This is a genomic window from Kitasatospora sp. NPDC001225, from assembly GCF_053597855.1.
This window is the reverse complement of sequence record NZ_JBSFJC010000015.1, coordinates 79994-92197: the sequence shown is the minus strand read 5'-3', so window position 1 is coordinate 92197 and position 12204 is coordinate 79994. Positions and strand designations below refer to the sequence as shown.

The following is a 12204-nucleotide window of genomic DNA, read 5'->3' as shown; positions in this document are numbered from 1 at the left end:
GCCCCGCCCGCGCCCGGGCGGCAGCGCAGCAGCCGCCCGGCGGTCAGCCGGGCCCCGCGCAGCGCACCGTGCCGGTGCAGCGCCCGCACCGCGTAGGTCGAGCAGGACGGCGTGTACGGGCAGCAGGCCGGACGGCGGGGGCTGACCTCGGCGCGGTAGTAGCGCACCGCCCCGTACAGCACCCCGGCCGCGAACCCGCGCGGGGCGGGGGCGGACGGATCGGCCGCCCGGCGACCGCGCGCCCCGGTGAGGGCGAACCGGACGCCGGAGGCCATCATCACCGGGATCAGGGCGATCAGGCAGGGGTCGGCGAACTCGCAGCAGCCGTCGACGCAGCAGTCCGCGCCCTCGTCCCGGGCGCGCTTGCGCCGCTGGACCTTGGCGTGGTCCTCCTTGCGGTAGCGCTCCCGGTAGTCCTCCCAGGCCCGGCGCTGCTTCTTCCGCCGGAGCCGTTCCGAGGCGGGCAGCCACCACCAGGCGCGCTCCGGGCGGGCCGGCGGGAAGTGGGCGCCGAGATCCGGCGTCGGGTCGGACACTGCTGACGATCTCCTCGTTCTCGCCGCCGGGGGCCGACCCCCGACGATCCGGGCAAGATTATCCGAAGATCATCTGCCCGGATCCGCCCTGCGGCCGACGGCCCGCAAGCAACGGCCCGCGACCGGCGAGCAGCGGCCGGAGACCGGCTCAGCCGCCGAGGTTGAGCGAGGGGAAGAGGTCCTCGAACGGCTGGGTGGTCACCGAGACGCTCCGGGAGAAGGGGTTGTCGAAGTCCCAGATCATGAACAGCAGGAAGGCGATCAGCACGCTGAAGCAGAGCGCCAGGGTCAACTCCCTCGGCGTGCGCCGGATCTGGAGCGCGAAGAGCATGCCGACGGTCACCACCGCACCCCCGATCAGGCCGAACCAGACCACCCCGGGCATCGTCGGCCCGGCGTTCTGCCCGCGCGAGTTGCGGGACTCGGACGCCTGGCTGACCCGGTCCATGATCGGCTGGTAGCCCTGCGACTCCAGGTCGGAGGCGGGCGAGCGGGTGGCGATGTCGTTCTGGAGCTTCTGGAGCAGCTGGTCGCCCTTCTCGGTGATGCCACCGGTCTCCTGCATGTAGGACCACTCGGTGTTCACCACGTACGAGACGTAGGTGTCCACGTCGGCCCGGACCTGGTCGCGGAACTCCGCCGGGTAGATCACCGCACGGTCGCTGATCTCGCGCAGCGACTGCGCCTCGCGGAACAGGTCGTCCTGGGCGGCGCCGCGCGCCTCCCAGACACCCGCGATGGCGAGACCGAGGACGATCGCGTAGACCACCCCGATCATCATCGTGATGTACTCGATGACATCCGGGGTCTCGTCGGCACTCTCCTCGATCGGTCGGCGCTGCCTCAGCACCACCACCGCCATCACGACGGCACAGGCCGACGCCATGGCGATGATCAACGCCACCCACTCGGACATGGGAACTCCCTTCTCTGGCTTGGCTTGTGACGGAACGGAAAGCTCAAGGGGGCGGCCCCCCGACCGCTTCGGCACGGGCCGGTTCGGTTCGGGACCGGGCGGTAGGGCGGGCCCCCGCCGACCGGGAACCGGTCGGCGGGCCCTCAGGGGACGGTCAGGACGGGCCCGAACGGCCGCCGCGTCCTCGGCCACCACGGCCCGGGCGCAGGGCCGCCGCCGCGAGCACGCCGGGGACAATGATCACCAGCAGCATGGTGGTCATCGAGGTGCCCTGGTGCTGCCGGGCCATGGGCGCGGGCTTCGCCCTGGGGGCGTGGAACACCGGCTGCGCCGACGGGGTCGGCCACAGCGGGCTCGGACGGGCCGAACTCGGCGAGGCCGCGGGGCTGGGGGCCGCCGGACCGGGCGCGGCCGGGCTCGGGACCGCGGGCGCGGGAGCCGCCGGAACGGGGAGCGGCGGGGCCTGTGCGGGGGCGGGCGCCGCCGGGGCCGGGGTCGCCGGCGCGGGGGCGGCCGGGGAGGGCCCCGGAGCGGGTGCCGACGGCGGCACGGAGGGCGGGACCGAAGGAGCCGGGGACGCCGAAGGTGCGGGCGACGCGGGCGACGGGCTGGGGGACGGCGTCGGGCTGGGGGACGGCGAGGTCGGCGACGACGTGGCGGTAGGGCTCGGACTCGCGCTCGCGCTCGGACTCGGACTCGGGCTCGCGCTCGGCGTGGGGCTCGGAGTCGCGCTCGGACTCGGCGTGGGGCTCGGAGTCGGTGACGGCGTGGGAGTCGGCGACGGCGTGGCGGTCGGTGTGGGGGTGCGGGTCGGAGTCCGGGTCGGTGTCGGCGTCGGAGTGGGCGTCGGGCTGGGCGTGTGGGTGAGGGTCGGCGTCGGGCTCGGTGTGGGCTTCGGGCTCGGACTGGGGCTCGGGCACGGATGGTGGTGGTGATGGTGATGGTGGTGCCAGCCGTGGTCGCCGTACTCGTCGTCGCCGTACCCGTCGTCGTACTCGTCGTCGTCGCCGTCGTCGTGGCCCGGCCCGAGCTGCCCGGGGCCGCCCTGCCCCTCGACCGGCCGTCCGGGCTCGCTCCGCAGCCCCGCCGGACGCGAGGGCGAGGAGAAGGGCGGCGAGGGCGCGGACGGCGCCGAGACGGACGGCGACGGGAAGTGCGCCGAAGGGAACTGGGTCGGGGGGAAGTGCGGCGCGGTGGGCTTCGGGGCGGGCTTGGGTGTGCGGCAGGGGTGGTGCCCGTGCGGGGGCTTGGGCCCGTGGTGCCCCGGACCGACGCCCGGCGCGGCGCCGACGCCGACCTGGACGTCCACGTCCACGTCCACGCCGACGGTCACCTGTCCGCCCGGCCGCACCGACATCGAGAGGTCGGTCTCGTCGCACACGCAGACGTCCACCACCGGGCCGTGCGGGTACCCCCCGGGATGCCCGGCGCCGGACGCGGTCGCACCGCCGACCAGCGCGCAGATCGCGACCACGCCGGCCGCCGCGCCGATCAGCCGCACCCGCCGCCCGGGGGCCGCACCCCCAGCGACGCCGGACGGTATCCGGCAGATCTGCCGACGCTGGGGCATGGGCTCCACACACCTCTCGGATCGTCCGGGGAGGACGGAACGGGCTCGGGCCGACCGGCCGCGAAGGAACGGGCAGGACGGACGGAACGGGCGGAAAGGTCGAGTACGGTCGCGTTCCCGACGGAAGTTCCATCGGGTACGACCAGAAGTGATCAGACATGGTCAGGCGGACGGCCCGCCTTCAGGGGGCGGGCCGTCCGTCATCAGGTCAAACGATCATCGAGCCGACCGGTAACGGCCCGCGCTCACCGTTCTGCGCGCTCAGCTGCGCCGGTGCGCGATCTCCACGTTCTCCAGCACGCCGACCGCGTCCGGCACCAGGATGGCGGCCGAGTAGTAGGCGCTGACCAGGTACGAGATGATCGCCTTCTCGTCGATGCCCATGAAGCGGACCGACAGCGAGGGCTGGTACTCGTCCGGGAGGCCGGTCTGGTGCAGGCCGATGACGCCCTGGTTGTCCTCACCGGTACGGATCACCAGGATCGAGCTGGTGTTCTCCTTGGTGATCGGGATCTTGTTGCACGGCAGGATCGGCACCCCGCGCCAGGCCGGCACCTGCTGCCCGCCGAGGTCGACGTGGGTGGGGTACAGCCCGCGGGCGTTGAACTCCCGGCCGATCGCGGCGATGGTCCGCGGGTGGGCGAGCAGGTAGTCGGGGTCGCGGCGGCGGTTGAGCAGCTCGTCCAGGTCGTCCGGGGTGGGCGGGCCGGAGTGGGTCTGGATGCGCTGGTCGAAGTCGGCGTTGTTGAGCAGGCCGAACTCCGGGTTGTTGACGATCTCGTGCTCCTGGCGCTCGCGCAGGGCCTCGATCGTCAGCCGCAGCTGGTGCTCGGTCTGGTTCATCGGCTGGTTGTACAGGTCCGCGACGCGGGTGTGGACCTTCAGGACGGTCTGCGCGACGCTCAGCTCGTACTCGCGCGGCTTGAGCTCGTAGTCCACGAAGGCGCCGGGCAGCTCGTACTCGCCGTGGTGGCCGGCCGACATGGCGATCTCGGCCTCGCCGCGCTCGTTCTGCGCCTGGAGCGGCAGGGCCAGGAAGCCCTGGAGGTGCTCCTGGAGGCTGGGCGCGTTGTCCCGGATGGCGGCGAAGTCCGCCCGGGTCAGCGTCAGGGCGACACCGGAGGTGGCGGTCTTGGCCGTGAACTCCCAGACGGCGTCCGGGTTCAGCAGCGCGTCGTCACCGAAGCGGTCGCCGTCGCCGGCCACGCCGACCACGGTGTCGTCGCCGTACTTGCCGGTGCCGATCTTGTTGATCTTGCCGTGCGCGATCAGGAAGATCTTGTCGGCGGCCTCGCCCTGGGTGGTGAGCACCTCGCCGGGGCCGAAGTCCCGCTGCTGGCAGCGGTCGGCCAGGGCGGTGAGGACGTCCTCGTCCTCGTAGCCGCGCAGCAGGGCCAGCTCGCCCAGCTCGGCCGGGATCACCCGGACCTGGGAGCCGGTCTTGATGAACTCCACCACCCCGTTGCCCACGGCATAGGTGAGCCGACGGTTGACGCGGTAGGCGCCACCGGCCGCCTGGACCCAGGGGAGCACCTTGAGCAGCCAGCGGGAGGTGATCTCCTGCATCTGCGGTGCGGACTTGGTCGTGGTGGCAAGGTTCCGGGCAGCAGCCGTCGCAAGGCTCTGCTGCTTGGCCTGCACTGCCTCCGGGCTCGTGTCCACGGTCATCGGCAGGGCTCTCCATTCCTGTGATCGGGTCACACGTCCAGGGGCACAGCGGCCCGCCCTGACGCATGCCATGACGGATCATCAGATCCGTTTATCGGTGGGGGCGTTGGCGATTTACGCGAGAAGGCGACCACCGTCTCCCGGCGGCCCACCCGGAACCCTAGATCATCAGGACCCGACGGAGCCCGAACGAAGGCTCACTACCCCCCGATAGGGTGAATCTTGCCCGGTCCGCCCCCATCTCCCCGCAAACTCCGGGAACATCCGTTCGCCCCGGCGATCCCCCTGCGGCCAACGGCCTTTCCACCCCGGTCGGGGCCCGGCCGGACGGCCCGGAGACCACCGTCCGGCGTCAACCCGACGCACCGTCCCGGCGGTTCGGACACCCGCGCGCCGCCGGGCTCCGACCGCCGCTCCCCGCGGCCGACCACGGGAAACGCGAACGGCCCGTCAGGTGCCGGCACGGGGGAGGCCGGCACCTGACGGGTGAACGGGGGGTGTGCGGTGGGCGTCTGCGCCGGAGAGGACGGTGCGCGCCTGCGGTGCTCCGCCGATGACACCGGTGGGCCGGTCGGACCATTCGGGTCAGCCGGGTCATTCAGGTCAGGCGGACCAGGCCGGTCAGGCAGGCCGGTCGAGGCGGGCGGGTCAGGCGCAGGCGACCTGGGTGCCGGGGACGCCGACGATGCCCGAGTTGTTGGCCTCACCGCCCTTGTACTCGTAGTACAGGTAGGAGTAGAGGTCGATCCGGGTGCCGGGACCGCAGGCCGAATCGGGAGCGACGGCGTACGTCACCGTGAAGGCGCTGCTGGCACCGGGGGCGAGTGGGACGTTGTAGCGGGCGATGCCGCCGTGGACGTTGTCACTGCACCCGTTGGTCTGGGTGCCGCAGGCGGTCGCGGTGAACTTCAGCCCGGTCTCCAGACTCGTGGCGTAGGTCTCCTGGACGCTCTGGTAGACGAACTGGATCGGGGTGTCGTACGGGTTGGTGAGCGTCAGGGTGACGGTGAACTCGCTCCCCCGGACCGTCGTCTGCTTGTCGGAGACGGCCGTGAGGGGCAGTTGTCCGTCGGCCCGGGCGGCAGGGGCGGCGGAGAGGAGCAGACCGACGACGAGGGCCGGACACGCGGCGAGCGCGGCGCGACGCGGATGTGTTCTGCGCATGACCAAGGAGCGTAGGCCCCGCCTCCGCCGGGGTTGTGCTCCTCGGCCCGGGTCCGTACCGACGCAGGAGCGGCGAGCGGACACCGCGCACCGGCTGCTCTCGTTCCGCCCCCACGGGCGCACCCGGGGGCCTATCCTTCGCCGCTGCTCCCGGGGCGGCCCTCACCCGCACGGCGGCAGGATGTCGCAGAGCGCGCCGAGCGCCGCCGGGTAGGCGTGGTCCGGCGGCGTGGCGTAGCCCACCACCAGGCCGTCGACGGCGGGCATCGCCTCCTCCCCGACCGCCGGGTGCCGGTAGTCCGCGAGCCCCTCGACGGCCAGGCCCCGGTAGGCGGCGGCCTTGAGCACCGAGCGCTCGGTGCCCGGCTCCAGGCGCAGCACCGCGTGCAGGCCGGCCGCGATGCCGGACACCTCGACGTGCGGGGCGCGGGCCGCGAGGGCGGCCACCAGCTCGTCCCGGCGCTCGCGGTAGCGGCGGCGCATCCGGCGCACGTGCCGGTCGTAGCCGCCGGAGTCGACGAACTCGGCGAGGGTCAGCTGGTCGAGGGCGCTGGCCCAGCCCTCGCGCTCGCCCTTGGCGGCGAGCACCCGGTCCACCAGGTGGTCGGGCAGCACCATCCAGCCGAGCCGCAGCGCGGGGGTGAGGCTCTTGCTGGCACTGCCGAGGTAGACCACCCGTTCGGGGTCGAGCCCCTGGAGGGCGCCGACCGGCTGGCGGTCGTAGCGGAACTCCCCGTCGTAGTCGTCCTCCAGGACCAGCCCGCCGCGCCCGCGCGCCCAGTCCACCACGGCGGCGCGGCGCCCAGAGTGCAGTGGGCCGCCGGTGGGGAACTGGTGGGCGGGGGTGAGCAGCGCCGTCCGGACGTCCGGGTGGTTCGCCAACTCGCCGGTCCGGGCGCCCCGTTCGTCGATCGGCAGCGGAACGGTGGTGACGCCGGCGGCGGCCAGCAGCCCGCGGTGGAAGCCCAGCCCGTACGCCTCGACGGCCAGCGGGCCGTGCTCGGCGGGCGGCAGGACGGGCGCGGCGCCGTCGAAGAGCAGCCGCAGCGCGTGGGCGAAGCCCGAGCAGACCACGATCCGGTCGGGGTCGGTGCGCACGCCCCGGGCGCGGGCGAGGTAGTCGGCGAGGACGGTGCGCAGTTCGCGCCGGCCCTGGGGGTCGCCGGGGCCGAAGGCCTCGTTGGGGGCGGCGGTGAGGGCCCGGCGGGCGGCGGCGAGCCAGGCGGTGCGCGGGAAGGAGGAGGCGTCGGGCTGGCCCTGGCGCAGGTCGTGGGTGGGGCCGGGGCGGCGGGAGGGCCGGCGGGCCCGGCCGCTCGGGACGGGTTCGGCGCGTTCGGCGACGGTGGTGCCGGAGCCCTGCCGGGCGGTGAGCCAGCCCTCGGCGACGAGTTCGGCGTAGGCCTCGGCGGCGGTGTTGCGGGCCAGGCCGAGGTCGGTGGCGAGGGCGCGGTAGGGCGGCAGCCGGGTGCCGGGGGCCAGTCTGCCGCTGCGGATCGCCTCGCGCAGGGCCGTCATCAGCGCGGCACGCCGGCCCCCGGTGGCGGGGAGGTCGAGGTGCAGGTCACTGCCGGTCGGGTGGGCGGGCTCGGAGGGGTGCGTGCCCCGCGTGTCCGTCATGGTCACGCACCCTACCGGCCGCCGCTCCGGCCCCCTTCGGGCGGCTACCCGGCCCCGGGCCGGGCACGCACCTCAGGCCCGGGGCACGCAGCTCAGGGCACGCGCCTCAGGCTGGGGGCACACGCCTTATGGGACGACGGTGACCGGCCAGCGGCCCGCCTTGACCAGCCGGACCGCCACCGAACCGATCACCTTGTGCCCGGCCTGCTCGGAGACGCCGACCACCACGGCGTCGGCGCGCAGCTCGTCCGCGAGCTTGGCGAGGCCGGTGTACGGGTCGCCGCGCATGGTCAGGAAGCGCCACTCCACCTTCCACACCTCGCGCACCCGGTGCTCGGCCTCACGCAGGGCGGCCAGCAGCTCCTCGGCGATCTCCTGGGTGGTCTCCTCCACCACGGCTCCGGCCAGGGCGGTCGCGGCGCCGAGGATCGGCTGGACGTACGCCACCGCGAGGACGGCGCCCTGCCGGCGGGCCAGTCCGGCGGCGTAGGCGGTGGCGCGCCAGGAGGAGTCGGAGCCGTCCAGGCCGGCCAGCACCACGCTGGGGCCGTCGGTGCCCAGCTCGAAGCCCGCGGGCGCGGCCGCGGCCTCGTGCTCCTCGGCGCCGATCGGCACCCCCGCCGCGGCGGCCCTTCCCGCACCGGCGTCGGCCGCCCCTCCCGCACCGGCGGCCGCCTCTCCCGCGTCCGCCGTGTCCGCTGCATCGCTGTCGTTGCTCATGGGGCCGAGGCTATGCCCGCCACCGGGAGTGACGGCAGGGGGCACTCCGGGTGAGGGCTGTGGCGCGGGCCACCCGGGCGGGCGGCCGCGGCGGCGGAACCGGCACCGGCGGCTGGCCGACCGTCACACGCTGTCGACCGTGTGGGCGGCCTCACACCGGTTCCGGGGCGGGTTCGGAGTGGCGCGGGCCACTTCCCGGGGCTTTTTGATCTTGGAAATGGTGGCAAATCGGGCGAAATCGCCATATTTCCTTGATCCTTACGCGCGGTAACACCCCTCTGACGTGGCTAAACCTTCGGATCCTTGAAACCGCCCCGACCACCCCCGTAACTTCGAACCCGTTGCACCGAGCGATCCGCTCCGGCCGGGCCAACCGCCCCCGGGCAGAACGGTGCAGGACCACGCGAGTGACGTGTCCCCGAAACCGACGGCCTTCCGAGGGCCTGGTTCCGCGCGCTCGCAGACCCCTCCGAAAGGAACTCCATGACCTTCCGTAACGAGACCGCCGCTGCCACCACCACTGCCACCCCGAAGCGCCGCAACCGCGTCCGGATGGCTCTGATGGCCGGGGCGATCACCGCCCTGCCCGTGGCCGGCCTCGTCACGGCCACCAGCGCCTCCGCCGCGCCGGCCACGGTCTGGGACAAGGTCGCCGCCTGCGAGGCGACCGGCAACTGGGCCATCAACTCCGGCAACGGCTTCTACGGCGGCCTGCAGTTCACCCAGAGCACCTGGGCCGCCTTCGGTGGCACCTCCTACGCCGCGCAGGCCCACCAGGCCACCAAGGACCAGCAGATCGCCATCGGCGAGAAGGTCCTCGCCGCCCAGGGCCCCGGCGCCTGGCCGGTCTGCTCCGTCAAGGCCGGTCTGGGCAAGTAAGACGTAGGCCACGAGGCCGCCGCACCCCGCCCGGGGTACGGCGGCCTCGTCGCGTTCCCGGCCGGAGCCTCGGCTCCCGGCCCCTCGGCCCCCGGATCCCGGCCACCCCGGTGGAACGGGCCGGTCAGGACGGCCGGGGCGGGAGCGGCAGCGGAACGGCCGGCAGCCCGTCGATGCTGCTGCCGACCAGCGGCTTGCGCTCGCAGTAGGCGCCGAACTCCTCCTCGTCCTTCCGGTCGAAGTACTGGGCGTGCAGGTCGCGGTCGGCCCGGTAGTCCATGAACGGCACCGCGTACCCGCAGGAGTCGCTGACCCGCTCCGCCCGGACCAGCACGATCGCCCGCAGCCCGGAGCCGTCGGCGGACGGGTCGAAGTGGCCGAGCAGTTCGGCGAACCGCGGGTCGTCCCGGAACACCGGCTCCCCGCGCCCGTGCACCCGCACCACGGTCGGCGGGCCCTCGAACGCGCACCACATCAGGGTGATCCGGCCGTTCTCCCGCAGATGGGCGACCGTCTCGGCCTGCGAGCCGCCGAAATCCAGGTAGGCGAGGGTGAGTTCGTCGATCACCGCGAGCGTCCCGGACCGGCCCTTGGGCGAGAGGTTGACGTGCCCGTCGGCGGCCAGCGGGGCGGTGGCCACGAAGTAGACCGGCTGGCGCTCGATGAACCGGCGCAGCCGACCGTCGATGGCTTCGTACTGCTTTCCCATGCCCGCCAGTCTGCCCCCATCTCGGCTGGCAAGAAACCGGATTCCGCTTCCTGAGACACCCCGCACCGCCCGGGCCCTCCCGGGGGCCGGGCGGTGCCGCCTACGATGGCCCGTGCGCGTGTCACCCGCCGGACCGAGCTGGGGAGTTGCGATGATCCGGAACACCCCTCCCGGGACGGTCCTCGGCGCGCCGGCCGCGCCGCTGCGCGGGTACGTGCTCGGCTACCGGGGCTACCGGCTGGCGCTGCGGCAGCCGCTCCGACGGCTGGAGGTGCCGACGGACGTGGTCACCGTGGCGCTCGCCTTCGAGGGCACCATGAGCCTCACCGACGCCGTCTCCCCCGCGGCCGCGGCCTCCTTCGGCTCGGTCGCCGCCGGGCTGCGCCGCACCGCGACGGTCGCCGAACACGCGGGCGCGCTGCACGGGTTGGCCGTCTCGCTCACCCCGCAGGGCGCGTTCCGGGCGTTCGGGCCGCTGGCCGGCGAGCTCGGCGGGCACTGGGCCGAGGCCGGGGACGTCCTGGGCCCGCGGCTGCGGGCGCTGACCGACCGGCTGGCCCACGCGCCGAGCTGGCCGGCCCGGTTCGCCATGCTGGACGGGTACTTCGGCGCGCTGTTCGCGTACGGGCCGGACTGGGACCCGTCCGTGCACTGGGTCTGGCGGCAACTGCGGCACTCGCACGGGCTGGTGCCGATCGGCACCCTGGTCGAGGGCACCGGGTGGAGCCGCCGCCGACTGGAGCTGCGCTTCCGCGAGCACCTCGGGCTGGCCCCCAAGCAGGCGGCCGGCATCCTCCGGCTCCAGCGCACCCTCAACGCCCTGACCGCGCACGAGGACCACCCCTCCGAGGACCACCGCTCCGGGCACCGGCCCACCGGCGCCGACCTGGCCACGCGCTGCGGCTACTACGACCAGTCCCACCTCGACCGGACCTTCCGCGCCATGGTCGGCTGCTCGCCGCGCGCGTTCCTGGCCGCCCGGCGCACCGCCGCCGCCCTGCCCGGGCCCGCCGAGCGGGTCACCGACCGGGTCAGCGGGCGGGTGACCAGCACCGTCCTGGACCCAGGGGGCTCCGGGAGCTGAGGCGTGCGCATTCGTACAAGACGCACCGCTGCCCCGCCCGGCACGCTCGAAGGGCCCGGCCGGTACGGGGGGCCGGCCGGTCACCGGAGCGGGCGGGGCGGGGCAGGGCAGGGCGGAAACGGGGCGGGGCGGGGCGGGCCGGGCGGGGTGTCAGCCGGTCAGTGCTTCAGGTACACGCTGTCCATGAACTCGATGATCTGCTGATCGGTCAGCCGCTGGCCTTCGCGGTGGCCCATCGCCAGGTCGGCCTCGCTGATCATGCCCACCAGCCGGTCCCCGTCGATCACCGGGATCCGCCGGATCTGGTGCTGCTCCATCTTGCGCAGCACCGTCTCCATGCTGTCCTCGGCGCGTACGCAGTGCAGGTGGCCGCCCAGTTCGATGGCCGTCATCGTGGCCGGATCCTTGCCCTCCGCGATACATCGCAGCACGATGTCGCGGTCGGTGATGATGCCCTTGAGCTTCTGGTCGTCGCCGCAGATCGGCAGCGCGCCCACGTGCTTGTCGCGCATCATCCGCGCGGCCTCGGCGAGCGTCTGGTGGGCGCCGATGCACTGGGCACCGGTGTGCATGATGTCTCGGGCTTTGGTCACGGGGACTCCTTCGTCGGTGGTTCCCCCCGCCGGATCCCCCCGCATCCCCCCGGCGGTGCTCCCGGGCTCCCGCCGTCGGGGCGGAAGGGGGCTGTGACCGCGCCCTCACCATAAGCAACCCCGCCTCCGCCCGCGACCCCGCGCAGCCGGAGCGGGCGAGTCCGCGCGACCTTCGAGGCGGGGCCCGGGGCGCGGCCGCAGAGTGGAAGAGAACGCGACCGGCCCGGCTCACGGCCCGGCCACCCGCACCTCCCGAGGAGTGAGCGAGCCATGGACACCACCGAGACCCCCGCCCCGCAGGTCTGGCCCAACCTGCGCGCCACCGACGCCCGGGCCCTGATCCGCTTCCTGGTCGACGCCTTCGGCTTCCAGGAGGTCGTCGCCTACGGCGAGGGCGACTTCGTCGCGCACGCCGAACTCGCCTGGCCCGAGGGCGGCGGCGTGATGCTCGGCTCCGACCGTCCGACACCCGAGGACGCCGAACCGTGGCCGGGCCGGCCGGGCGGCTTCACCGCGTACGTGGTCACCGCCGACCCGGACGGCGTGCACGCCCGCGCGGTGGCCGCCGGGGCCCGGATCATCACCGGGCTGTACGAGACCGACTACGGCTCGCGCGACTTCGCCGCCGCCGACCCGGAGGGCAACCGCTGGTACTTCGGCACCTACCCGGGCGCGCCCCGGCCGGCCGGCCGCCCACGGGGGTGAGGCGGTCCGCGGTCGCGGACGGCCCGGAGCGGCGGCGCCGAGG

General features: G+C 74.2%; 11 protein-coding genes and 1 pseudogene. 4 read left to right on the top strand and 8 right to left on the bottom strand.

What is annotated here, in order from left to right; translation table 11 throughout:
* Together yidD and ACWDCZ_RS07855 are read right to left on the bottom strand one after the other, a co-directional pair.
* Nucleotides 1-536 (bottom strand): membrane protein insertion efficiency factor YidD (gene yidD / locus ACWDCZ_RS07860; RefSeq protein WP_449815499.1); only part of this gene is annotated, 536 nt, incomplete at its 3' end.
* A 148-nt stretch (nucleotides 537-684) separates the two neighbouring features.
* A complete protein-coding gene (locus ACWDCZ_RS07855) occupies nucleotides 685-1452 on the bottom strand; it encodes a bestrophin-like domain (RefSeq protein WP_049660896.1) in 768 nt (255 codons plus the stop codon).
* Between the two features lie 236 nt (nucleotides 1453-1688).
* Between ACWDCZ_RS07855 and ACWDCZ_RS07850 the strand changes: the two genes are divergently transcribed.
* Nucleotides 1689-2387, top strand: coding sequence for a hypothetical protein (locus ACWDCZ_RS07850; protein ID WP_449815498.1), 699 nt, complete (start codon nucleotides 1689-1691; stop codon nucleotides 2385-2387).
* 896 nt (nucleotides 2388-3283) lie between these two features.
* Here the strand turns inward: ACWDCZ_RS07850 and ACWDCZ_RS07845 are convergent.
* From ACWDCZ_RS07845 to ACWDCZ_RS07830, 4 genes are all read right to left on the bottom strand, one after another.
* The gene (locus ACWDCZ_RS07845) at nucleotides 3284-4690 is read right to left on the bottom strand and encodes a family 2B encapsulin nanocompartment shell protein (protein WP_074004908.1); all 1407 of its coding nucleotides are present in this window, start codon (nucleotides 4688-4690) and stop codon (nucleotides 3284-3286) included.
* Nucleotides 4691-5338: 648 nt separating this feature from the next.
* Nucleotides 5339-5854: a hypothetical protein gene (locus tag ACWDCZ_RS07840; protein ID WP_063780349.1), complete on the bottom strand. Its 516-nt coding sequence runs from the start codon at nucleotides 5852-5854 to the stop codon at nucleotides 5339-5341.
* 162 nt (nucleotides 5855-6016) lie between these two features.
* On the bottom strand, nucleotides 6017-7471 hold the full coding sequence (gene pdxR / locus ACWDCZ_RS07835) for a MocR-like pyridoxine biosynthesis transcription factor PdxR (protein ID WP_449815497.1): 1455 nt from the start codon (nucleotides 7469-7471) through the stop codon (nucleotides 6017-6019).
* A gap of 126 nt (nucleotides 7472-7597) precedes the next feature.
* Entirely contained in the window at nucleotides 7598-8191 is a 594-nt protein-coding gene (locus ACWDCZ_RS07830; protein ID WP_079272610.1) for a universal stress protein, read from the bottom strand.
* Nucleotides 8192-8674: 483 nt separating this feature from the next.
* On the opposite strand from ACWDCZ_RS07830, the pseudogene ACWDCZ_RS07825 reads away from it, so the two are divergent.
* Nucleotides 8675-9061 (top strand): annotated as a pseudogene (locus ACWDCZ_RS07825) (transglycosylase family protein); the annotation flags it as partial.
* 133 nt (nucleotides 9062-9194) lie between these two features.
* Here ACWDCZ_RS07825 and ACWDCZ_RS07820 read toward each other — a convergent pair.
* Nucleotides 9195-9779 (bottom strand): pyridoxamine 5'-phosphate oxidase family protein, encoded by a 585-nt coding sequence (locus ACWDCZ_RS07820; RefSeq protein ID WP_049658863.1) that lies wholly within the window; start codon nucleotides 9777-9779, stop codon nucleotides 9195-9197.
* Nucleotides 9780-9930: 151 nt separating this feature from the next.
* Here ACWDCZ_RS07820 and ACWDCZ_RS07815 point away from each other — a divergent pair, with 151 nt between their 5' ends.
* The gene (locus ACWDCZ_RS07815; RefSeq protein WP_380778857.1) at nucleotides 9931-10863 is read left to right on the top strand and encodes a helix-turn-helix domain-containing protein; all 933 of its coding nucleotides are present in this window, start codon (nucleotides 9931-9933) and stop codon (nucleotides 10861-10863) included.
* A gap of 158 nt (nucleotides 10864-11021) precedes the next feature.
* Here the strand turns inward: ACWDCZ_RS07815 and ACWDCZ_RS07810 are convergent, their stop codons facing one another.
* A complete protein-coding gene (locus ACWDCZ_RS07810) occupies nucleotides 11022-11456 on the bottom strand; it encodes a CBS domain-containing protein (protein ID WP_234348648.1) in 435 nt (144 codons plus the stop codon).
* Nucleotides 11457-11726: 270 nt separating this feature from the next.
* Between ACWDCZ_RS07810 and ACWDCZ_RS07805 the strand changes: the two genes are divergently transcribed.
* Nucleotides 11727-12161 (top strand): VOC family protein, encoded by a 435-nt coding sequence (locus ACWDCZ_RS07805; protein WP_388046455.1) that lies wholly within the window; start codon nucleotides 11727-11729, stop codon nucleotides 12159-12161.
* Nucleotides 12162-12204: the final 43 nt, after the last annotated feature.